Source organism: Streptomyces sp. NPDC059166, assembly GCF_042755185.1.
Taxonomy (GTDB): domain Bacteria; phylum Actinomycetota; class Actinomycetes; order Streptomycetales; family Streptomycetaceae; genus Streptomyces.
The window spans coordinates 138,368-160,128 of record NZ_JBHZCI010000013.1 but is presented as its reverse complement, the minus strand read 5'-3'; the positions used below and the strand labels follow the sequence as shown (position 1 = coordinate 160,128).

At 72.5% G+C, this 21,761-nt stretch carries 20 protein-coding genes and 1 pseudogene; 12 read left to right on the top strand and 9 right to left on the bottom strand.

Annotated features, from left to right (window positions below; all coding sequences use genetic code 11):
- Positions 1-453 (top strand): annotated as a pseudogene (locus tag ACFXOA_RS12860) (hypothetical protein); the annotation flags it as partial.
- A 170-nt stretch (positions 454-623) separates the two neighbouring features.
- Positions 624-1,304, top strand: coding sequence for a class F sortase (locus ACFXOA_RS12855; protein WP_385025948.1), 681 nt, complete (start codon positions 624-626; stop codon positions 1,302-1,304).
- 213 nt (positions 1,305-1,517) lie between these two features.
- Here the strand turns inward: ACFXOA_RS12855 and ACFXOA_RS12850 are convergent, their stop codons facing one another.
- Complete coding sequence (locus tag ACFXOA_RS12850; protein ID WP_385025945.1) at positions 1,518-2,075, bottom strand: DNA polymerase ligase N-terminal domain-containing protein; 558 nt, start codon at positions 2,073-2,075, stop codon at positions 1,518-1,520.
- A gap of 396 nt (positions 2,076-2,471) precedes the next feature.
- On the opposite strand from ACFXOA_RS12850, the gene ACFXOA_RS12845 reads away from it, so the two are divergent.
- Both ACFXOA_RS12845 and ACFXOA_RS12840 read left to right on the top strand, forming a co-directional pair.
- Positions 2,472-3,389: a family 16 glycosylhydrolase gene (locus ACFXOA_RS12845; RefSeq protein WP_385025942.1), complete on the top strand. Its 918-nt coding sequence runs from the start codon at positions 2,472-2,474 to the stop codon at positions 3,387-3,389.
- A 55-nt stretch (positions 3,390-3,444) separates the two neighbouring features.
- Positions 3,445-4,437 carry an aldo/keto reductase gene (locus tag ACFXOA_RS12840; RefSeq protein ID WP_385025939.1) on the top strand — a complete coding sequence of 331 codons (993 nt, stop codon included), beginning with the start codon at positions 3,445-3,447 and terminating at the stop codon, positions 4,435-4,437.
- 9 nt (positions 4,438-4,446) lie between these two features.
- Here the strand turns inward: ACFXOA_RS12840 and ACFXOA_RS12835 are convergent, their stop codons facing one another.
- The 4 genes from ACFXOA_RS12835 to ACFXOA_RS12820 all read right to left on the bottom strand — a co-directional run bounded on the left by ACFXOA_RS12835 (position 4,447) and on the right by ACFXOA_RS12820 (position 8,051).
- Positions 4,447-5,622 carry a serine/threonine-protein kinase gene (locus tag ACFXOA_RS12835; RefSeq protein WP_385025975.1) on the bottom strand — a complete coding sequence of 392 codons (1,176 nt, stop codon included), beginning with the start codon at positions 5,620-5,622 and terminating at the stop codon, positions 4,447-4,449.
- 242 nt (positions 5,623-5,864) lie between these two features.
- Entirely contained in the window at positions 5,865-6,554 is a 690-nt protein-coding gene (locus tag ACFXOA_RS12830) for an HAD family hydrolase (protein ID WP_385025936.1), read from the bottom strand.
- A 25-nt stretch (positions 6,555-6,579) separates the two neighbouring features.
- Complete coding sequence (locus tag ACFXOA_RS12825) at positions 6,580-7,062, bottom strand: Lrp/AsnC family transcriptional regulator (protein WP_385025933.1); 483 nt, start codon at positions 7,060-7,062, stop codon at positions 6,580-6,582.
- Positions 7,063-7,283: 221 nt separating this feature from the next.
- Positions 7,284-8,051: an SDR family NAD(P)-dependent oxidoreductase gene (locus ACFXOA_RS12820; protein ID WP_385025930.1), complete on the bottom strand. Its 768-nt coding sequence runs from the start codon at positions 8,049-8,051 to the stop codon at positions 7,284-7,286.
- A gap of 297 nt (positions 8,052-8,348) precedes the next feature.
- On the opposite strand from ACFXOA_RS12820, the gene ACFXOA_RS12815 reads away from it, so the two are divergent.
- From ACFXOA_RS12815 to ACFXOA_RS12800, 4 genes are all read left to right on the top strand, one after another.
- On the top strand, positions 8,349-9,020 hold the full coding sequence (locus tag ACFXOA_RS12815) for a TetR/AcrR family transcriptional regulator (protein WP_385025927.1): 672 nt from the start codon (positions 8,349-8,351) through the stop codon (positions 9,018-9,020).
- A 72-nt stretch (positions 9,021-9,092) separates the two neighbouring features.
- Complete coding sequence (locus ACFXOA_RS12810; protein ID WP_385025924.1) at positions 9,093-9,551, top strand: hypothetical protein; 459 nt, start codon at positions 9,093-9,095, stop codon at positions 9,549-9,551.
- Between the two features lie 360 nt (positions 9,552-9,911).
- Positions 9,912-11,429, top strand: coding sequence for an FUSC family protein (locus ACFXOA_RS12805; RefSeq protein WP_385025921.1), 1,518 nt, complete (start codon positions 9,912-9,914; stop codon positions 11,427-11,429).
- A gap of 218 nt (positions 11,430-11,647) precedes the next feature.
- On the top strand, positions 11,648-12,715 hold the full coding sequence (locus tag ACFXOA_RS12800) for a lactonase family protein (RefSeq protein WP_385025972.1): 1,068 nt from the start codon (positions 11,648-11,650) through the stop codon (positions 12,713-12,715).
- 90 nt (positions 12,716-12,805) lie between these two features.
- Here the strand turns inward: ACFXOA_RS12800 and ACFXOA_RS12795 are convergent, their stop codons facing one another.
- Together ACFXOA_RS12795 and ACFXOA_RS12790 are read right to left on the bottom strand one after the other, a co-directional pair.
- A complete protein-coding gene (locus ACFXOA_RS12795) occupies positions 12,806-13,729 on the bottom strand; it encodes a sirohydrochlorin chelatase (RefSeq protein ID WP_385025918.1) in 924 nt (307 codons plus the stop codon).
- A 173-nt stretch (positions 13,730-13,902) separates the two neighbouring features.
- A complete protein-coding gene (locus ACFXOA_RS12790) occupies positions 13,903-14,904 on the bottom strand; it encodes an N-acetylglucosamine kinase (protein WP_385025915.1) in 1,002 nt (333 codons plus the stop codon).
- A gap of 187 nt (positions 14,905-15,091) precedes the next feature.
- On the opposite strand from ACFXOA_RS12790, the gene ACFXOA_RS12785 reads away from it, so the two are divergent.
- From ACFXOA_RS12785 to ACFXOA_RS12770, 4 genes are all read left to right on the top strand, one after another.
- Entirely contained in the window at positions 15,092-15,769 is a 678-nt protein-coding gene (locus ACFXOA_RS12785; protein WP_385025912.1) for a uracil-DNA glycosylase, read from the top strand.
- A gap of 395 nt (positions 15,770-16,164) precedes the next feature.
- Positions 16,165-17,406 (top strand): saccharopine dehydrogenase family protein, encoded by a 1,242-nt coding sequence (locus tag ACFXOA_RS12780; RefSeq protein WP_385025909.1) that lies wholly within the window; start codon positions 16,165-16,167, stop codon positions 17,404-17,406.
- A 108-nt stretch (positions 17,407-17,514) separates the two neighbouring features.
- Positions 17,515-19,008 (top strand): APC family permease, encoded by a 1,494-nt coding sequence (locus ACFXOA_RS12775; protein WP_385025906.1) that lies wholly within the window; start codon positions 17,515-17,517, stop codon positions 19,006-19,008.
- Between the two features lies 1 nt (position 19,009).
- Complete coding sequence (locus ACFXOA_RS12770; RefSeq protein ID WP_385025903.1) at positions 19,010-19,426, top strand: universal stress protein; 417 nt, start codon at positions 19,010-19,012, stop codon at positions 19,424-19,426.
- A gap of 33 nt (positions 19,427-19,459) precedes the next feature.
- On the opposite strand, the gene ACFXOA_RS12765 is transcribed toward ACFXOA_RS12770, so the two are convergent.
- A complete protein-coding gene (locus tag ACFXOA_RS12765; RefSeq protein ID WP_385025900.1) occupies positions 19,460-20,545 on the bottom strand; it encodes a WD40/YVTN/BNR-like repeat-containing protein in 1,086 nt (361 codons plus the stop codon).
- 124 nt (positions 20,546-20,669) lie between these two features.
- Positions 20,670-21,728 (bottom strand): LacI family DNA-binding transcriptional regulator, encoded by a 1,059-nt coding sequence (locus tag ACFXOA_RS12760; RefSeq protein WP_385025897.1) that lies wholly within the window; start codon positions 21,726-21,728, stop codon positions 20,670-20,672.
- Positions 21,729-21,761: the final 33 nt, after the last annotated feature.

Sequence of the window (21,761 nt, the reverse complement as noted above, 5' to 3'; positions counted from 1 at the left end):
GGCGGCAACGACGACCGTGAGAAGCCGGACTCGTGGAAGCACGAGAAGCCGGAGGGCGGTGTGCACGCCGGTGGCGGTGCGCTGGCCGGTGTGTCGTCCGACGACTGGGAGAAGAAGGGGGACAAGGAGTCCGGCGGCAACGACGACCGTGAGAAGCCGGACTCGTGGAAGCACGAGAAGCCGGAGGGCGGTGTGCACGCCGGTGGCGGTGCGCTGGCCGGTGTGTCCTCCGACGACTGGGAGAAGGACAAGGAGTCCGGTTCCGGCAGCGGCACGGACGGCGAGAAGACCTGGAAGCACGAGAAGCCCGAGGGCGGTGTCCACACCGGTGGCGGCGCGATGGCGCTGTCCGGCAGCGGCCTGGCCGCCGGTTCGGTGCTGATGCTCGGTGGCCTCGGTGCCGCGGCCTACAAGCTGCGTCGCCGCAACGCCTCGGGGACCGCCGCGGTCTGATGCCCCAAGCGCGACCGTAGGAATTCTGTCGTGGCCGCCGCCCTCCCCAGGGCGGTGGCCGCGCCGATTTTCCCCTCCGCCGCCCTCGCCCGCCGTCGTCCAGCCACTCCGCACGTCCAGCCCGTACGTCACTCCGCACGTCCAGCCCGTACGCGAAAGGCAGCATCCGCATGGCCGCCCCGCAGCCGTCCGAACCAGCCCCCGCCTCCCCTGCCCTCGGCCGTTCCCTGCTGTGGCCCCTGGTGGCGGTGGGGCTGGGCTTCCTCCTCGTCTACAACTCCTTCGACGCTTCGGCAGGGGGCGCCCCGGCCCCCTCCGTGGTGTCCATCCCGTCGGTTCCGGCGCCCTCCCCCTCTGCCTCGGTACCGATGCCCGTGACCGGCCTGCCCGCATCGGATCCCGAGCGGATCCGCATCAAGTCGATCGCGGTCGACGCTCCCTTCACACCGCTCTCGATCGGCCCCTCGGGGCAGCTCGACGCCCCGCCCCCGAGCGACCCCAATCTGGTCGGCTGGTTCAAGGACGGTGCGACCCCGGGGGAGCGCGGTACCTCCGTCGTCGCGGGACACGTCGACACCAGGACGGGCCCCGCCGTCTTCCTGCTGCTCAGCACCCTCAAGGCCGGCAACACCGTCGACATCACCCGCGAGGACGGTGCCGTCGCCACCTTCGAGGTCGACTCGGTCGAGACCTTCAGCAAGGCGGAATTCCCCAGTGACCGGGTGTACGCGGACAACGGGACGGCCCAGCTGAGGCTGATCACCTGCGGTGGTGTCTACGACAAGAAGAAGAAGGACTACGAGGACAACGTGGTCGTGTTCGGACACCTCGCCGCGGTCCGGACCCCCTGACGCGCCGCGTCCGTCCGGCTCGCGCCCGTGGTGCACGGGGCGGCAGCCCGGGTGCGGCACGCGCGGTGTCCGGGCGGAGCGCCGTCCCCGCCGGGACACCGCGCCCGGCGGGAGCCCCGGCACCCGCGTTCCCACCTCGCCGACCGCGACACCGGGAAGGACTTCCGGCCGGGGCGTGCGGCCTGCCGCGCGGGCGGAGTACGTCCTGACCGGTCAGCCGCCGCTCCCGCGAGCTGCCACGGCGACCTGGTGCAGGGTGCGTCCGGTGCGGGCGGACCGAGCGTGGTAGGGATCGGGTGTGCCCGGCCGGTCGTGCACGGCCTGCCGGTCGTCGGCCTTGATCAGCAGCCAGGCCTCCGGCCCCCGGACCCCGTCCTCGTCGTCGATGTGGAACCGGGTGAGGGCGAACTCGCCGCGCAGCTTCGTGCCCTCCAGCCGGAACGTGGCGTGTCCGTTCTCCAGTGACTCGGCGAAAGGCACCGGGGCACCGTCGAGGTCATGGCTGGTCGGGCTGTAGGTGCCCTGGTCCCAGACGATCACCGTGCCGCTGCCCTGCTCGTCGTGCGGGATGACACCCTCGAACTCGCTGTACTCGAGAGGGTGGTCGTCCGTCGGCACGGCGAGCCGCTTGTCGCTCGGGTTGTCCGACGGGCCGCGCGGCACCGCCCATGACTTCAGGACGCCGCCGACCTCCAGACGGAAGTCGAAGTGCATGCGCCGGGCGTCATGGATCTGCACCACGAAACGCAGTGATCCGCTCTCGCTGTCCACGTCTGGTCCTTCCGCCGGTGCGCGGTGGGACGGCGCGCGACCGCCCGCTCTGCCCCCGCGTGCTCCCTGCCTTCTCCAGGCGTCGCCCCGGTCCCCACGATGCCTGACGTGCCGGGCCGGCATCCGGCGAGCCGGTGCGGGAGGCGGGCAGCGCCGGTCCCTCCCTCCACTGTGCTGCCGAGGACCGTCCGCCGCATCGCGAGGCCGGGGTGATGCCGCGCTTCCTCCCCACCGGTCCGTACCAACTCCTTGACTGGGGCACGGAGGCTGCCTTAAATCAAGTGTTGAACGAAACGCGTGGCGCAGCCGCGTCGCACGTTCACCTCTCGATGCACATCTGTCATGCGCATGACAGTAATGCGTGTGACGGCACTTCCCCCCACCGGAAAAGATGTGATGACTGTGCCCTCCCCCCAGGTCGCTCCGCGCCGCTCTCCGAAGCGCCGCCGTACCACGCTCTACACCGCACTCTCGCTGCTCTGCTGCTCCGTGGTCATGACCGCGCTGCCCGCCGGAGCCTCGGCCGCGCCCGGACCCCACGCCGACGCGTCCGCCCCGGCCGCCAGGACGATGGCCGTCGCCTTCGAGGACGGCTTCGACGGCCCCGCGGGTTCCGCCGTCGACGGCGGGAAGTGGCTGACCGAGACCGGCGACAACGTCTCCAACCACGAGCGGCAGTACTACACGGCCGGCACGGACAACGCCGCCCTCGACGGCCAGGGCAACCTGGTCATCACCGCACGCAAGGAGAATCCCGGCAACTACCAGTGCTGGTACGGGACCTGCGAGTACACCTCGTCCCGGCTCAACACCTCCGGCAGGTTCACCGCGACCTACGGCCACGTCGAGAGCCGGATGAAGATCCCGCGCGGGCAGGGCATCTGGCCCGCGTTCTGGATGCTCGGCGCGGACATCGGAAGCGCCGGCTGGCCCAACAGCGGCGAGATCGACATCATGGAGAACGTCGGCTTCGAACCCGGCACCGTCCACGGCACCATCCACGGCCCCGGCTACTCCGGCTCGGGCGGCATCGGCGCCGCCTACTCCCTCCCGGGAGGGGCCGCCTTCGCCGACGACTTCCACACCTTCGCCGTGGACTGGGCGCCCGACTCCATCACCTGGTCCGTCGACGGAACCGTCTACCAGCGCAGGACCCCCGCCGACCTGAGCGGCAACCCCTGGGTCTTCGACAAGCCCTTCTTCCTCATCCTCAACCTCGCCGTCGGGGGCTACTGGCCGGGTGACCCGGACGGCAGCACCGCCCTTCCCCAGCAACTCGTCGTCGACTACGTCCGCGTGACGACCGGCGGGTGAGCGCACGCCAGGTCCGGCGGCGGTGGCCGCCGCCGGACCTGGCGCCCGGCGTAGCATGATCCGCATGGAGCAGCGCACACTCGGCAGGACCGGCCGTGACGTATCGGTCGTGGGGCAGGGCACCTGGCAGCTGGGCGGGGACTGGGGCGAGGTGGAGGAGGCCGACGCCTTCGGCGTCCTCGACGCCGCCGTCGAGTCGGGGGTCACCTTCTTCGACACCGCGGACGTCTACGGCGACGGCCGGAGCGAACAGCTCATCGGCCGCTACATGAAGGACAGGCCCGACGCCGGCGTCTTCGTCGCCACCAAGATGGGCCGACGCGCCGAACAGTTGCCCGAGAACTACGTACTGGACAACTTTCGCAGCTGGAACGACCGTTCGCGCGCCAATCTCGGCATCGACACCCTCGATCTCGTACAGCTCCACTGCCCGCCGGCCGCGGTGCTCTCCTCCGACGCCGTGTACGACGCCCTCGACACGCTGGTCGCGGAGCAGCGGATCGCGGCCTACGCGGTGAGCGTCGAGACGTGCGCCGAGGCGCTGACCGCGATCGCCAGGCCGGGCGTCGCCAGTGTCCAGATCATCCTCAACCCGTTCCGCCTCAAGCCCCTCGACGAGGTCCTTCCCGCGGCGCTGGAGGCAGGTGTCGGGATCATCGCCCGGGTGCCGCTGGCTTCCGGGCTCCTGTCCGGGCGGTACACCGCCGACACGGTCTTCGCCGCCGAGGACCACCGCACGTACAACCGCCACGGTGAGGCGTTCGACCAGGGTGAGACGTTCTCCGGCGTCGACTTCCGGACGGGAGTCGACGCCGCCGCGGAGTTTGCCGCTCTCGCCCCCGAAGGCACGACCCCGGCGCAGACCGCGCTGCGCTGGATCGTCCAGCAGCCTGGTGTCACCACCGTGATCCCCGGTGCGCGCTCGGTCGCGCAGGCCCGTGCCAATGCCTCGGCCGCAGCCCTTCCCCCGCTCCCGCAGGGCACGCTGGACGCCGTACGTGACCTCTACGACCGCCGGATCCGCGCTGAGGTACACCCGCGCTGGTGACCCGAGGGGTCAGTCGTCCCCCTCGCCCCGGTCCCCGCCGGGATCCGTCACGGGTGGCGCCGAAGGCGCGTCGATGCCGGCGGTCGGTGAGGAACCGGGGTCCGGGGTGCCGGCCGCCCCGGTGTCCGGCGCGAAGATGACGGATCCGAGGTAGACCGCCGCCAGGAACGCGACCGTTCCGGCCACCGCGCTCGCCACCCGTGGACGGCGGCGGATGGCTTCCCCCGTGCTGAACCGGCGTGCCGCCGGACGGCCCGCCGATCTGGACGCGCGGGCCGGGGGCGCGGCCCGCCGTCGGCCGGTTGCCGGCGACAGCCGGTGCCTCGAAGCGCCGCCGTCCGCCGGGGCGGCCGGAGCCGGAGCGGACACCTGGGCGACCCGCGGTCCGTCGAGCGGCTGCGAGTGCCGCGGCAGAGGCTTCGGGTGTCCTCGCCAGGCGTCGGTCCGGAACCAGTCAGCGGCCTGCTGCGCGGTCGGCCGGTCCTCCGGCCGCTTCGCGAGCAGGCCGAGCAGATAGGAGTCGAACGCGGGGGAGATGTCCACGCCCCGCTGCCGCACCGGCACGGGTGGTGTGTCCACGTGCTGGTACAGCGTCGCCGTCGCCGTGTCGGAACGGAACGGCGGCTGACCGACCAGGAGCTGGTAGATCACGCAGCCCAGCGAGTACATGTCCGAAGCCGAATCGGCGGTCCGTCCGAGAGCCCGCTCAGGTGCCAGATACAGGCTGGTGCCCACGATGTGGCCGGCCGTGGTCAGTGCCGTCGCGGGGTCGTCCACGAACTGCGCGATACCGAAGTCCCCGATCTTCACGGAGCCGTCGGCGTCCAGCATCAGGTTGCCCGGCTTGATGTCCCGGTGGACGATGCCCTGCCGGTGGGCCGCGGCGAGGCCGGCGGCGGCCTGCCCGGCGATGTGCGCGACCTGCTCGGGCAGCACTCGTTCCTGACTCTCCAGCAGGTCCCCGAGGCTCTGGCCCTCGACCAGCTCCATCACCAGGAAGAAGCGGTTCTCCCAGGCACCGAAGTCGAACACCGCCACCAGGTGAGGATGACTCAGCCGCGCCGCCGTCTGCGCCTCCAGGCGGAAACGAGCGGTGGACGAGGCGTCGGCCTCGTCGCCCAGCAGCAGCTTCACCGCCACGGAGCGCCCCAGCACCTCGTCGGTGGCGCGCCACACCTCACCCATTCCGCCACGGCCGATGGGGGATATCAGCCGGTACCGCCCAGCAACCAGCACCTGTGCACACCAATCTCGAATCGTGGCCCGCTCCGACTGCCGCGGCGGTGACCCCATCGGACTCATCGCCCCGGTGCGGTGCTTCGGGGTGCGCGGCATGATCAGGATATCCGTACCCACGGCCGCAGTTCGCCCGGCCTCGGCCGGAGGGGCGGATCGGTGTCGCCCGTTCCGGCACGAAACGGCGGTTCTCAGCCGCCGGCCAGCCAGGAGAGCACCGCCTCGGCGGTGAATTCGTCCTGCCCGCCCGGGAAGAGGAGATCCACCGCGCCGAACGCCGCTGGATCCGGCGGCACTTCGGTACCGGGGACCGCCACGCAGCGCATGCCGGCCGCCAGGGCGGCCCTGACGCCCGGCACGGCATCCTCCAGAACCACGCAGGAATCCGGTGCTGCCCCCAGCCGCCCGGCGGCTTCCAGGAACACGTCCGGGGCCGGCTTGCCGTGGGCCACCTCATCGGCGGAGACGAGGACGGGCAGGTACTCCCGCAGCCCGGTGACCCCGAGCACGATCTCGATGGCGGCCCTGGACGACCCGGAGGCCACCGCCATGGCGACCCCGTTCCCGTGCAGGCGTTCCACCAGGGCGCGCATCTCGGGGAAGGCGGTGACGGAGTGTTCGGCGAGCTCCAGGTACAGGGCGTTCTTGCCGGCCAGCAACTCGTCCACGGGAGCCTCGATCCCGTACTCCTCGCGCAGCACGGTGAGCGTCTCGCGCGTGCCGATGCCGAGGAAACGCGTGTGGTTCTCCCAGCTGAAGTCCCGTACCCCGTAGCGGGCGAGGAGCCGGCGCCCCGCTTCGTAGTAGGCCGGCTCGCTGTCGACGAGCGTGCCGTCGAGGTCGAAGATGACGGAGTGGGCCGGGGGCTGCTGGATCTCCATGGATCCCAGCATGCCCGAGCGGTGGTCAGTCAGGGGCGCCCGACGTCCGCCCCACGGCCTCCACCAGCGGCAGGACGCGGTGGGCCACGCGCTCGCGCAGCGCCACCTCGGTGCGGGTCCGCACCACCCCGGGAAGCTGGATCAGCCGCTGGATCACGTCCTCGAGGTGGCCGTTGTCACGGGCCACGACGCGGGTCAGAAGGTCGCCGCCGCCCGTGGTGGAGAACGCCTCGATGATCTCCGGTACGGCCGCGAGCGCGTCCCCCACCTCGTCCAGATGCCCCTGGGTGACCTCCAGATGGACGAAGGCCAGCACCGGGTGGCCGAGAGCGGCGGGGGAGAGGGAGGGTCCCGTCCCCGTGATGACCCCGTCCCGCTCCAGCCGGTCCAGCCTGGCCTGGAGTGTGCCGCGCGCGATGCCCAGGACACGTGCGTACTCGCGCACGCTGGTGCGCGGCTGCTCGATGAGCAGCCGCAGGATACGGGTGTCGAGGGTGTCCACCGCCATGCCCGGCTGTACTCCTCCGGCTCGGTGATCGGGTCGCCCGACTCTACCCGGAGTGCCGGGCGCGACGGGCCGGCCGGGACCGGCGGGCCGGGGCCTCCCCCTCGGCCGGTGACCTGACAGGTGCTCATCGCCGGTGGCCGGCCCGGGAAGGGGCGGCGAGGGGCCCCTCCCGCCGCCCCAAGGTGCGTGTGTGAGGAGTGCGGCCGGGGGAGCCCCGCCGCTCAGACCGCGGACCAGCCGTTGTCGACGGGCAGGATCGCCCCGTTGATGTTGCCGGCGGCCGCGGACGCGAGGAAGACGATCGCGGCCGCCTGCTCCTCCGCCTGCGCGGGCTTGCCGACGTTGCCCATGTACGGGGCGAGGGCGGCCGGCCCGTGCGCCCCGCGGTCCGCGTCGACCCGGATGTTGGTCACGGTGCCGCCCGGAGCGATGGCGTTGGTGCGAATGCCCCGGTCGCGGTACATGACGGCCAGTGACTTGGTCAGGCCGGCGATGCCGTGCTTGGACGCGGTGTACGCGGCGCCCGCCGCGCTGCCCCTCAGGGACGCCTCGGACGCGGTGAAGACGATCGCGCCGCCGCCGGCCGCCAGCATGTGCGGGAGCGCGGCCCGGGTCAGACGGAACGGTGCCGTGAGGTTGATGCCGATCACCCGCTCCCACTCGTCGTCGCCCGTGTCGGCCGCCGCCGACATGCTGTCCATGACCCCGGCGTTGTTGACGAGCACGTCTATCCCGCCGAACTCCTCGACCGCGGTCGCCACGACCCGGTCGACGACCGACTGCTCCCGCAGGTCCCCGACCGCCGTCACCGCGGTTCCGCCCGCCCTCTCCACCTCGTCGGCCGCCGACCGTGCCGAGGCGCCGTCCACATCGGCGATCACCACACGGGCCCCCTCCTTCGCGAACAGCAGGGCTGTGGCCCGTCCGATGCCCGATCCGGCTCCGGTGACGACGACGCTCCGGCCGGGGGTGGCGGTGGTGACGCTCACGTGATGCTCCTCGTGTTCGTGGGTGGAGCCGCACGCTAGCCTTTATTGGCGCTGAGCGCCAAAATGGCGTGTGGTGACAGAAAACGGAGGGCGAGGTCCGTCCCGCGATGCCCGTTGACCCGGCACCCGGCTTCGCACACGGCGGTCGCGAGGCGGCGGGTCATCCGCGGCACGGGATGGGCGCGGTCGTTCCGGCGGCGCGGCCGGGTGCCGTGCCCGGAGGTCCCGCGCCCGCCGGGCATCGCGCGACAGCTCTTAGGATGAGAGCGGTGCGGGAGAGGGAGGTGACCGGAAGCCATGGACGCCGTGCACGTCGGAGGGGCTCAGGACCCCGTGGTGGCCGGGGGCGGGCCGGCGGCCCGCGGTGGAACCCGCCTCGGCCGCCCGCCGCTGACCGAACGACGCAAGGCCGCGACCAGGCTGGACATCGCCCACGCGGCCGTACGCCTCTTCGCCGACCGCGGAGTCGCGGCGACGACCGCGGAGGAGATCGCCACGGCCGCGGGTATCTCCCAGCGGACCCTCTGGCGCTACACCTCCTCCAAGGAACTCTGCGTCCGACCGCTCCTGACGTACGCGCTCGACGTCGTCACCTCGCTCATGAGGTCATGGCCACGCGACCGGCCCCTGGTGCGGGCCGTCGTCGGTGACTCGGCCTCGCTCCCCGCCTCGGCCACCGATACCGGCGCACTGCGCGACCTGGTCCTGCTCACCCGGACCGAACCGGGCCTGCGCGCCGTATGGCTCCAGGTCCACCGCGACGCCGAGGCGGTTTTCGCGGAGGTCATCGCCGAACGGACGGGACGGTCCGCCGACGACCTCGCGCCGCGGGTGCAGGCGACCGTACTCAACGGAGCGCTCCGTGTCGCCGTCGAGCAGTGGGCGGGTGGAGCGGACCCGCAGCCGTCCGAACTGCCGCGGACCATCGCCCGCGCGCTGGAGATCGCCCAGCCGGGCCTGCCCGGCTGACCCACCTCGTCCACGGACCCGAACCGGAACCTCAGGGACGTGTCCGGCCGCCCGGAGCGTCGTTGACCAGGCATGAACCTCCGGTCGCTGTCCCTCGTGCTGATCGCCCTGCTGAGTACGGCCGGCTGCGTGTCCGTCCAGCCCGAGACGGTGAGGCCCGCTCCGGCGGCCGATCCGCGCTCCGGCGCCGCGGCGGCGACGTCCGCCCCGCCTGTCGCGCCACCGGCGGCCCACGACTCCCTCGGCACCTCGGAGGAGCGGCCGGCCCACGGCAGGGCCGGGAGACGGGAGGAGGCGGAGCGGGGGAGCGGGCCTGCCCGGCAGGCGGAGGAGGCCGCCCCGCCCGCCCGCCGCGCGATCCGGGGTGCGCCCCGGGTCCAGGCGCCGCCGTATCAGGTGCCGCGCCGCGCCGACCGCCCCCGGGCCCGTCTGCCACGGCCGCCGCACGACATGCGCTCCGTCTGCGCGACAGGCCGGGGGGTCGCTTCGGCGGATGTCGTCGACCTGTGCAGGGCCGCCTACGGCCGCTGAGCGCCACACCCCCGGGCTGCCGGTGTTGGGCAGGCCGCGCGCGACGGGCGGCCGAGGTGAGCGGACCCCGGGCCTGGACGCCACCGGCTCCCCGCCACCGGCAGCGGATCCGCTCCCGAGGCGTCCCATGCGGACGGGCCAGGCGGTGCGAGGTCATCCGTCCTGGTCCGTTGGCTCTGTCATGGTGCAGCCCGGCGGGAAAAGCGTGTGCCATTGGCCCAGGTGTACCGACGTGAGTTGAACCATCAGCAGGTCGGATGCTGAAATGATGAGGTCAATGGCGCTGCGGGTCCCGACGGGGATCTCTGTAGCGCCTTTCTCATGTCCAGGCCGTCCCCTGCGCGAAAGGTGCGAGACAACTTGCTGAAGAGGGCGTTCTTCGCACCCGACCCGGGGCTGATCCGGCTGCGTTTCGCATCGCGGGCCGTGCTCGGTATAGGGCTCGCCGTCACGCTGTGCGGTGTGCTGGGGCACTCGCTGGAGGCGGCCATCGCCGGTGGCCTCGCCGCGCTGCTCGCTCTCTTCACGGTGACGGATCCGACGGTGCGCGGGCAGGCCGTGACGACCGCCCTCCTCCCTGCCGTCGGACTTCCTGTCCTCACGCTCGCCGCCCTGCTGCACGATGTCCCCGTGGCCCGCGACCTCGCGTTCCTCGCCGTCGTGGGTGCGGGGGTCTACGCGAGGCGCTGGGGGCCCCGCGGGCACTCTCTCGGGGTGTTCGGCTTCATGGCGTACTTCTCGGCACAGTTCCTGCACACCGTGCCGGACCGCCTGCCCGAGCTGTACGCGGCCGTGCTGCTGTCCCTCGCCGCGTCGTCGGCGGTGCGCTTCGGGGTGTGGTGCTACGAGCGGCGGATCCCGGTCCCGGCGGCGGTGGCGCTGCCCGGATCCGCCACAGGGCTGGGGCGGATCACCACGAGGCAGGCGGTCCAGGCGACCGCCGGAGCCGCCTTCGCGCTCGGAGCCGGACAGGTGCTGTCCGATCAGCGCTGGTACTGGGCGGTCGGCGCCACATGGTGGGTGTTCGTCGCGACGGCCTCGCGCGGGGAGACCGTGGTCCGGGGGTTCCGGCGCTTCCTGGGAACGGTGCTCGGGATCGGCCTGGGCTTCGTCCTCGCCGTGCCGCTGCACCACCAGCCGGTCGTGGTCGCGGTGGTCGTGGCGGCGAGCCTGTTCGGGATCTTCTACACCGCCGCGGTCTCCTACACCTGGATGATGCTGGCCGTCACCGTCATGGCCAGCATGCTCTACGGACTGCTCGGCGTCCTCGACACGGGACTGCTGATCCTGCGGGTGACCGAGACGGCGGCGGGCGCGCTGGGCGCCGTGCTGGCGGTCCTGCTCGTCCTTCCCGTCACCACGCACTCCGTGACCGAGGCGTGGGTCGAGCGCGCCCTGCGGTGCGTGCACACCTGCACGGAGGAGGCCGCCGCCCGGCTCGCCGGGAGCGATGACGCCGACCCGCCCCGGCGTGTGGCCGAGCTGGAGGCGATCCTGGGCCGGGTGCGGCTGTCGCTCGCACCGCTGGTGCACCCGCTCAACCCGCTCAGGGCCCGCAAGCGCCGGGCGCGCACGGTACTCGCACTCCTCGACGACTGCGCACGCGAGGTGCGCGGCCTGGCTTCCGTGGCCGCCGATCCGGAGGCATCCCACGACATCCGGCTCGCGGCCGCGTGCTGGAGGGTGGAAGCCGCCGTCCAGGCACTCACCGAGGCGGCGCCGGCAGACGCGCGGCAGCCGGGCCGCCCCGAGGACGCACCGGCGACCGAGCCTGCGGGTGCCGAGCAGGTGCTCGCCCACCTCCACGCGCTGGAGCGCGCCCTGCTCGAACTCGCCGTGCCCCTGCGCAGGCCCGGCCGGGTTCCCGCCGGCGCCTGAGACCGGCAGCCCGGCGCGGGTCGAGCGGCCGCACGGCGGACGCGGGACACCGTGCTCCCGGCTCCAGCGGCAGGTGACCTTCCCCGAACCGCCGCCTTCGCCGGGACCCGGAGTCCCCGGCCACCGCGGCTCCGGGCCCGGCTTCGCTCCGGGCGGCGACGGCCTGCCTGCTACCGTCGGCCGGGAAGATCGTGACGGACGTGAAGAGGGGTAGCGCGATGGGCGCCGACCACGCACAGCGGGCATTCATAGGGTCGTTCACCTCGGCGGGCGGCCGCGGGATCATCGTCGCGGAGGTCGACAGGGACACCGGGGAGCCGGTCGTGCTCGCGGTCACGGACGCCGTGGCCGACCCCTCCTTCCTCGCGGTCGGCCAGGCGACAGGCGCCACCGTGCTCTACGCGGTGAGCGAGACCTCCCCGGGTGCCGCAGCCGCCTTCACCATCGAGGACGACGGCACTCCGCGCCCTCTCGGAGAGGTAAGGCCGGTCGGCGGGAGCGGTCCCACGCACCTCTCCCTCGCCGCCGGGCATCTGCTCACCGCCAACTACGGGTCCGGCAGCGTCACCGCACTGCCGCTCGGTGAGGACGGTGCTCCCGGACCGGCCGGCGACGTGCTGCGCCACGAAGGCAGCGGCCCCGACGACAGCCGGCAGTCGGGCCCGCACGCACACCAGGTCCTCGCCGATCCGACCGGGGCATGGGTGCTGAGCGTGGACCTCGGCACGGATTCCGTGCGCGTCTGCGCCCTCGACCCCGCCACCGGGACTCTGCGGCTGCACACGGAAGCGGCCCTGCGCCCCGGGACCGGGCCCCGCCATCTCGCGTTTCACCCGTCCGGGCGTCACCTCTACGTCCTCAACGAGCTGGAACCGACCGTCACCGTGTGCCGCTGGGACGCCGTCGAGGGGCGGATCGAGCCTTTGGGGGAGACGCCGGTGCTGCCCGAGCACGACGATCACGGGCGGACCGCCGCACGCACCTACCCGTCCGAGGTGGTGGTCTCGCACGACGGCCGTTTCCTCTGGACCGCGAACCGGGGCCACGACAGCATCTCGGTGCTGACCCTCGACGAGTCGGGTGAGAAGGCCGTCCTGGTGGCGGCGGTCGGCTGCGGTGGCCGCTGGCCGCGCGATCTGGCCCTCGATCCCTCGGGGCAGTGGCTGTACGCGGCCAACGAGCACTCCGGGAACGTCAGCTGGTTCGCGGTGGACGCGGAGACGGGCGTTCCCGCACACGCCGGCTCCATCGATGCTCCGGCGGCCTCCTGCGTGGTCTTCGCCTGAGGGCCGCCACGGGCCGCGTGCCCCCGTCGCACGCCAGGGAGGCGCGGACCGGTTCTCCGGTCCGCGCCTCCCTGGCATGCGTGGTACGGGTCAGTGCGCCTGGGCGCCCTGGGGCGTGGCCGGGGTGATCCCCAGCGCCGTCGCGTAGAGCGACAGGACCAGCTTGCCGATGGCCGGGTAGGCACCGAGGGGCTCGGCCGTCGCGCAGCCCGCCTCCTTCGCCGCCGCTTCCAGCAGCTCCGTCCCGATCTCGGGGCCCACCAGGTACGGCGCCAGAGCGAGCTGCGCGGAGCCGGAGTTCTGCAGCTGCTCCGCGATCGACGCGACCGAACCGTCCACGTCCAGGGCCGCGGCCATCACCGGCACCGCCAGACGGGCGGCCAGCAGCATGCCCGTGATCCCTGCGGCCTGCACAGCCTCCTCGCCGCCCACCGTGGCGAGGATGATGCCGTCGGCCGCCGTGGCCACGGTGAACAGCCGTGCGCGGTCGGCGCGGGCGAGACCGGCCTCCGAGAGCCGCACGTGCAGCGCCTCGGCGAGCAACGGGTGCGGGCCCAGCACATCGGTCAGCTCGGCCTGGGTGCCGCTGTCCATGACGGCCTGCCGTATGCGCCTGATCAGGGCGCTGTCCGGACCGGCGAGCAGCGGGACCACGACGGCGGACGGGCCCGAGGGCTCGGCCACCTCACGGCCGGCGGCGACCGCCTGCTCGTAGCGCGCCGTACGCTCGGCGGCGGTGTGCGTGAGCACGGAGGCGAGCGTCGGATACTCGGCGTCGTCACCGTCGAGATAGCCGATACGCGCGTTCAGGCCGGGCAGCTCGGAACGCGCGATGCTGATCACTTCCTCCGCCAGGCCGCGCGAGGCCGGGGAAGGTGTGCCGGGAAGGGCGAGAACGAGCGCGGCGGCGCCCTCAGGTGCGACCACGGGCTCCGGGCGGCGGTGCCGTCCGGACTGGCGAGGTCGCGGCATTCGTACTGGCAGGCCGGAAGCGGGCCCAGTGGGGGTGCTCATGGCGCCGCATGCTACTGGTTTCGAGTGCCTCTCTGTTCGGGGAGGGGGCGGTCGGGCGTTATCTGTCCGTATATGTCTGTTGAGTTGCGGGGGAGGCGACTGACCTGCCCTTCTCCGGGGACGACCGCGCCGATCACCCGTCCCGCCACGGCCTGCCGTCCTGACGGCCCTGGTCAGTGCCGCTGCGGACATTCCGGTACGAACAGGAGCGACGGGTGGTGCGGTACACGCAGTCCGGGCCCCGAGAGCGCGCCGGCGATCTCCAGGGCGCCGTGCAGCGGATCACCCGCGGCCGGGACCACCCGCGCCTGGGGGACCTGTTCGGCCAGCTCCTTCCGCAACGGAGCGGCCAGCGGCTCCCCCATGCGGAACAGGCCTCCGGTAAGGGCGATCTCGCAGCCGCCGGCACGGCCCGGTCCGGGGCATACGGCGGCCGCGGCCGCCGCGATGTGGGCCGCCGCCTCGCGCAGGATCTCCGCCGCCACCGGGTCGGCCGCCGCGCAGGCCCCGACCTCCGGGGCGAATGAGGCGAGCAGTGCGGGGCGGTCCGTACGCGGGTAGAGCAGGCCGGGGAGCCCGGCCACCGGCCCGAACACCGCTTCGAGCCTCGCCAGCAGTGCCGGTGAGCCGCCGCGCCTGCCGTCGTGGGCCCGCATCGCCGCGTCGAGCCCTGCCCGTCCGATCCACGCTCCGCCGCCGCTGTCGCCGAGCAGATGTCCCCAGCCGTCCGCCCTGCGCCACTCGCCCAGATCGGTGCCCAGCGCGATCAACCCGGTGCCGGCGGCGACGACGGCCCCGGGGCGCTGCCCCAGCGCACCCGTGTACGCGGTGACGGCGTCGGCGGCCAGCGCCACCCGCCGCACACCCAGCGCGTCGGCGAGCGCGGTGGGCAGCTCGGCGCGCAGCCGGTCCCCGAGCGTCGCCATCCCGGCCGCGCCGACGGCGGCGGCGGGAACCACGGCGTCCGGTCCCGCCCGCTCCATCAGCCGCCTGGCCGCCGGGAGCAGCAAATCCAGCATGTGGCCGGCGTCGATGCCGTCCGGCCCGGTGCGCACGGGCTCGGCACCGGCCTCGGTGTGGACCGGCCCCTGCCCGTCCGCCCGGCGCAGGCCCACCCTCAGGCCCGAGCCGCCGGAGTCGACCCCGAGTACCCACTCCTTCGGGGAACCGATCACGTCACCCGCCCTGTGGCGCAGGGCTGTTCGGACGTCTCGGTCACTGCGGACCGGGTCCGGTGAGGCGACCTCATGCAAGGCTCCGAGGGGTGGGGGAGTGACGACGACGCGCAGCCTATCTCCCGTCCGGCGGACCGTACGGGCCCGGATGATCACACGGCCGGTGTGGGCCGGTAGGGTGAGGACCGTGGCAGCGCGACCGTTGAGCGAAATCGTGGAACCCGGCTGGGCCGAGGCGTTGGAGCCCGTGGCGGACCGGGTCGCGGCCATGGGGAACTTCCTCCGCGCCGAGATCGGAGCGGGCCGGACCTATCTGCCGGCCGGGAAGAACGTCCTGCGCGCCTTCCAGCAGCCCTTCGAGGACGTACGCGTCCTGATCGTGGGTCAGGATCCCTACCCGACTCCGGGTATGGCCATCGGGCTCAGCTTCGCGGTCGCACCGGACGTGCGGCGGCTGCCCGGCAGCCTGGAGAACATCTTCCGGGAGCTGCACACCGACCTCGGCCACCCGAGGCCGTCCAACGGAGACCTGACCCCGTGGACGCGCCAGGGCGTGCTCCTGCTCAACCGCGCGCTGACCACGGCCCCGGGCAAGCCGGCCGCGCACCGCGGGAAGGGCTGGGAGGAAGTGACGGAGCAGGCCATCCGAGCCCTGGTCGCCCGGGGCAAGCCGATGGTGTCGGTGCTGTGGGGGCGCGACGCCCGTAATCTCCGTCCGCTCCTGGGGGACCTGCCCGCGGTCGAGTCCGCGCACCCTTCGCCCATGTCGGCGGACCGCGGGTTCTTCGGTTCCCGGCCCTTCAGCAGGGTGAACGACTACCTGGTCCGTGGGGGAGAGCCGCCCGTGGACTGGCGCCTGCCGTGAACGGGCCCGGTGCGCGCGGGCGGTCCCCCGGTGGGATGCGGGCCGGGACGGTCCGGGCCGGTCGCCGTGCACGCGGAAATTCCCGCCGAGGACCCGCATAGGTCCGCCCGGGCGGGGAAGACGCCGGTTGACCCGAGTTCCGGTGGCTGCCCCCGCACCGCCGTGAGCATCCGGCCCCACCGGCACCCCCCCCGCCCGGTGGGGCCGGGTTCATGTCCGGGTAGTGCTCCCGGGGCCGTACGGGTGGCCGGCCGCGCCGCGATGGCCCGGACGTGCGACACCGTCCGGGCGGTGTCCGTGACCGGGACCATGCGGCTGTTAGCGTCCCCACTCCGCCGGACCGGACGGACCGGTGCGTGTCGTAGGCGTGGCAGACGCCTGAGGGGTGGTGCGCGGTGCGAATTCTCCTCGTCGGCGCGGGAGGCGTGGGCTCGGCGATCACACGGATCGCGGCACGACGGCCCTTCTTCGAGCGCATGGTCGTGGCCGACTACGACCAGCGACGGGCGGAGGCCGCCGTCGCGTCGCTGGGTGAGAGCGCCGCCCGTTTCGGAGCGATCCGCCTGGACGCCTCGGAACGGGAGGCCGTGGCCGGCGCCCTCGCCGAGCACGACTGTGACGTCCTGCTCAACGCCACCGACCCGCGCTTCGTCATGCCTCTGTTCGAGGCTGCCCTGGCCCAGGGCACGCACTACCTGGACATGGCCATGTCCCTGTCCCACCCGCATCCGACCCGCCCGTACGAGCAGTGCGGCGTCAAGCTGGGTGACGCGCAGTTCGAGCGCGCCGCCGAGTGGGAGGCAGCCGGACGCCTCGCGCTCGTCGGAATGGGTGTGGAACCCGGACTCTCGGACGTGTTCGCCCGTTACGCCTCCGACGAGCTCTTCGACGACATCGAGGAGATCGGCATCCGTGACGGCGCCGACCTGACGGTGGGCGGCTACGACTTCGCCCCTTCCTTCAGTATCTGGACCACCATCGAGGAGTGCCTGAACCCGCCCGTCGTCTACGAGGAGGAGCGAGGCTGGTTCACCACGGCCCCGTTCAGCGAGCCCGAGGTCTTCGACTTCCCCGAGGGCATCGGGCCCATCGAGTGCGTGAACGTCGAGCACGAGGAGGTCCTCCTCGTCCCGCGCAGGGTGAAGGCACGGCGGGTGACCTTCAAGTACGGCCTCGGCGACGAGTTCATCGGGGTGCTGCGCACCCTTCACAAGCTGGGTCTGGACCGCACGGACCCGGTCGCCGTGAGGAGCGGGACCGGAGTGGCCGCGGTCTCGCCCCGGGACGTGGTGGCCGCGTGTCTGCCGGACCCCGCCGGACTCGGCGAGCGCATGCACGGAAAGACCTGCGCCGGGACGTGGGTGAAGGGCACCAAGGACGGGAAGCCGCGAGAGGTCTACCTCTACCACGTGGTCGACAACCAGTGGTCGATGCGGGAGTACGGCTCGCAGGCCGTGGTCTGGCAGACCGCCATCAACCCCGTCGCGGCCCTCGAACTCCTCGCCGACGGCACCTGGGGAGGCATCGGTGTACTGGGCCCCGAGGCGATGCCGCCTCGGCCGTTCCTCGACCTGCTCACCGAGTACGGAGCCCCGTGGGGCATGCGTGAGCAGGGACAGCGACCGGACGGTTCCTGACGGCGGATCGGAGCGTCCCCGCCTGAAGTGCACACCCGCACACCGCTCCCTAGCATATGGATGGAAATATTCCGTTTTGTCTCCGGGCCGGTGGGCGAGCGAGGGAACATGGCAGAGGACAGCGCTGGACCGGCGCAGCCGGCGAGCCTGAAGCCGGACGCGATCGGCTTCGTCGACGCCCTGGTCATCGGACTGAACGCCACGTCGCCCGCCTATTCGGTGGCCGCCGTCATCGGCCCGATCGTCGCTCTCGTCGGCGTCTACGCGCCTGGAGTCCTGTTCGCCTCCTTCGTGCCGATGCTGCTCATCGCCTCGGCCTTCTTCTACCTGAACAAGGCCGACCAGGACTGCGGAACCACCTTCTCCTGGGTGACCCGGGCCCTCGGGCCGTGGACGGGCTGGCTCGGTGGATGGGCCATCACGATGACAGGGGTGCTCGTGGTGGGGTCGCTGGCCGACGTCGCCGTGAGCTTCGGGCTGATGGCGGTCGGCCTCGACAGCTGGGCGGAGAACACCTTCGTCCGCCAGCTCCTCACCGTGATCCTGATCATCGTGATGACCGGGCTGTGCGTCATCGGCACCGAGCTGTCCGCCAAGGTGCAGAACGCGCTGATCCTGGCGCAGGTGGCCTTCCTCCTCGTGTTCGTCGTCGTCGCGCTCTACCGGGTCTACGCCGGTACGACGTCATTCGACTCGGTCCGGCCCTCGGTCGACTGGCTCAACCCCTTCGGCGCGGGCGGCGCTGCCCTGACGAGTGGTCTGCTGCTGGGTGTCTTCATCTACTGGGGCTGGGAATCGGCGGTCAACCTCACCGAGGAGGTCGAGGACTCCGCCACCGCCCCCGGAAAGGCCGGTGTGTGGTCGACGGTGATCCTGCTGGTGACCTACCTGTCCGTGGGCTTCGCCGTCGTCGCCTTCGCGGGGACGGCCTATCTTGCGGAGAACGCCGACGAGGAGGAGTTCATCTTCGCCCTCCTGGCCGAGGAGGTCATGGGCGGATGGGACTGGATCGTCCTGCTCGCCGTCGCCACCTCGGCGATCGCCTCGACCCAGACAACCATCATTCCCGCCTCACGCACCGCCCTGTCGATGGCCCGCCGGCACGCACTGCCCGCCCACTTCGGGCGGATCAGCCCACGCTTCCGGACGCCCGACGTGAGCACGTGGTGGGTGGCCGTGATCGCCATCGCCTGGTACGTCGTCGTCAACCAGATCAGTGAGAACGCGCTATTCGACTCACTGACCGCGCTCTCGCTGCTGATCGCCTTCTACTACGCGCTCACCGGTGTGGCGTGCGCGGTCTACTACCGTCGCCGGCTGACGTCGAGCCTGCGCAACTTCCTGCTGATCGGCCTCGGTCCTGTGGTCGGAGCGGGTCTGCTGACATGGCTGCTCGTCCGGTCGGTCATCGACATGTCGGACCCCGCGAACTCGTACAGCGGGACGTCCTGGTTCGGGCTGGGGCCGCCACTCGTGATCGGCATCGGCATCAGCCTGCTCGGGGTTCTCCTCATGGTGGTCCTGCGATGGCGGTCCCCGGCCTTCTGGGCCGAGCGCAGGAGCGTCGTCGACCCCGCGCTCCTCGACGGCAAGGAGGTCTGAGATGTCCGTCGTGCTCGGCTACGACGAGTCGCCGGGCGCCGCACGCGCCCTGCGGATCGCGATCGAGGTGGCGAACGCCTTCGGTGAGCGCCTCGTACTGGTCTTCGGCGCGGCGGCCCCCGGACCCACCGGCGAGGAGTACGGCGCCCACCAGGAGGCCATCCGGCAGGCCGGACGCACCGGGCTGGAGCACGCGGTCGCCGCGGCAGAGGAGTCCGGGGTGGCCGCCACCGTGGAGGTGATCGACCTGAAGCCCGCCGACGCGCTGATCGAGGCGGCGTCGCGACACGCCGCCCGCGTCATCGTGGTGGGCAGCTGGGGCGAGAGCCCGATGCGGGGCGCGCTGCTGGGCTCCACCCCGCACAAGCTCCTCCACCTGTCGGCGGTCCCCGTGCTCTGTGTGCCTAGCGAGGTCTGAGCCCGCCCCGGAGCACCCGCGCGCCCCGCCCTCTCAGCCGATCACGGCCGCGCGTACGCAGAGCACGTCCGGCAGGTGCGAGGCGAGCTGCTGCCAGGTGTCACCGTCGTCCGCGCTCGCGTACACCTCGCCGTTGCGGTTGCCGAAGTAGATCCCTGCCGGATCGGCGTCGTCCGTGCAGAGGGCGTCGCGCAGCACGGTGCCGTAGTGGTCGCCGTCCGGAAGGCCCACGCTCAGGGGTTCCCAGGTCTCGCCGGCGTCCTGGGTGCGGTAGACCCGGCAGCGGTGACCGGCCGGGACACGGTCCGCGTCGGCGTTGATCGGGAAGACGTAGAAGGTGTCAGCGCGGCGCGGGTGCGCCGCCGCGGCGAACCCGAAGTCCGAGGGCAGACCCGCCCCGATGTCCTTCCAGCGTCTCCCCCCGTCGTCACTGCGGAAGACGCCCCAGTGGTTCTGCAGATAGAGGCGGTCGGGGTCGGCGGCGTCCCTGGTGACCTTGTGCACGCACTGGCCGAACTCCGGGTCCGGGTCCGGCAGGAAGACCGCGGAGACACCCTTGTTGGACGGTTCCCAGCGCTCACCGCCGTCCTCGGTGCGGAAGACGCCCGCGGTGGAGACCGCGACGGTCACCGCCCGGGCGTCCCTCGAATCGGTCAGGATGGTGTGCAGGCCCTCGCCGCCGCCGCCCGGCACCCAGGCCGAGCGCGTGGGGTGCTCCCAGAGCGGGCGGACCAGGGAGAAGGACTCCCCTCGGTCGTCCGAACGGAACAGTGCCGCGGGTTCCGTGCCGGCGTAGACGACATCGGGGGCCTCGGGGCCCGCGGGATGCAGCTGCCAGACGCGCTCCAACGACGCGTCGGTGAACTTCGGGAACTTCACGGCGGGCTGCTCCGGCTCGACCCAGCTCGCGCCCAGGTCGTCCGAGTGGAACACCGAGGGGCCCCAGTGCGCGCTGTCGCCGCCCACCAGCAGCCGCGGCGCGGCGGTCCGGGTGTCGATCGCGATCGAGTAGATCGCCTGCGCGTTGAAATGCGGATCGCCGAACTGCCAGGTGCCGCCGCGCCTTCGGCCGATGAACAGCCCCTTGCGGGTGCCTACGGTGAGCAGTACATCGGTCATGACAAGGACCTCCCGAAACGCCGTCGTGCCGGATACGGGTAAGTCTGCACCCACCCACTGACAACGGCCCGCAACGACGGCGTCCGCCCCGATCACGGATGGTCACAGGGCGGCCGGGTGCCCCTCAGCCTGCCGGCGGCGCGGTGCTGCTGCGGACCACGAGGCTCGTCGCCAGATCGACCCGGGTGGTCGCGGGCTGCTTCCCCCGGCCGAGGTCGAGCACGAGGCGCGCGGCGGTCTCCGCCATCTCGATGAGCGGCTGGCGCACCGTGGTGAGCGGGGGACCGATCCAGCGTGTCAGCGGCAGATCGTCGAAACCCACCACGCTGAGGTCCTCGGGGATCCGCAGGCCCAGTTCCCGCGCGGCCTCGTAGACGCCGAGGGCCTGGAGGTCGTTGCCCGCGAAGATCGCGGTGGGCCGGTCCGGCAGCCGGAGGAGTTCCAGCGCCGCCGTGTAGCCGTCCTCGTGGTGGAACTCGCCCTCCCGCACCAGCCGCGGATCCAGCGGCACGCCGGACGTCTCCAGGGCCGCGCGGTAGCCGTCCAGCCTGGCGCGGCTGCACATCATCCTGCTCGGTCCGCCGATGACACCGATCCGCCGGTGGCCCAGGCCTGTCAGATGGCGTGTGGCGGCGAGACCGCCCTGCCAGTTGGCCGCACCCACCGAAGGGATGTCGTCGCCCGGGTCCCCCGCCGGATCGACGACGACGAACGGGATGGAGCGGCTGGTGAGCTGGGCCCGCTGAGCCGCGTCGAGATCGGAGAGCACGAGGATGACCCCGGCGGGGCGGCGCGCCAGCACGCCGTCGACCCAGGTCTGACCGGGCGTGAGCCGCCCGGCGCTCTCCGAGAGGACCAGACTCAGGCCCTCCTCCCTCGCGACGTTCTCCACCCCTCGGACGACCTCCATCGCCCAGGCGCTGTCCAGCTCGTGGAAGACCAGGTCGATGAGCTGGGACTGCTGGGTGGCGCCACGCCTGCGGCGGTAGCCGTGACGCAGCAGCAGCTCCTCCACCTTCGTGCGCGTACCGGGGGCGACGTCGGCGCGGCCGTTCAGCACCTTCGAAACTGTCGGAGCCGAAACACCGGCGGCTCGGGCGATCTCCGCCAGCGTGGCGGTGCTCTCCGAAGGCTCGTCGGCGCGCGCCTTCTCCTGTTGGGGCTGGACCTTTGCGGGGCTCATGCACGAATCGTAGCCCGACTGCGGCCCGGCGCA